The sequence below is a fragment of the Methanocalculus natronophilus genome (assembly GCF_038751955.1).
Taxonomy (GTDB): Archaea; Halobacteriota; Methanomicrobia; order Methanomicrobiales; family Methanocorpusculaceae; genus Methanocalculus; species Methanocalculus natronophilus.
This window is the reverse complement of sequence record NZ_JBCEXH010000070.1, coordinates 279-656: the sequence shown is the minus strand read 5'-3', so window position 1 is coordinate 656 and position 378 is coordinate 279.

The following is a 378-nucleotide window of genomic DNA, read 5'->3' as shown; positions in this document are numbered from 1 at the left end:
ATCATACCCTGAAGCCTTTGAAAAAAGTGGATACGTTTCTTCATAGGTAGGTGTTTTTCTTAACTCTATAAGCATTGTATATCCTGCAAATAGAAGTAATATTACCAAAGGGAGTATTAATAAAGGATGAATCATAAAGACATTAATCGTTGAAGAGAAAAATAACACCAAAGTAAAAAACGCTAAAATAGAAAATCCAATATATTTCCGCATAAAAGCACACTGAGCGTCAAATAACGCTCAGTGTTTTTCCTACCTTTTCAAACGCTTTAATCGCTTGATCTAAATCTTCTTTGGTGTGTGAAGCACTGATCATTACTCTGCAGCGTCCCTTCCCTTTTGGAACGGTAGGGAATACAATTCCAGAGACAAACACGC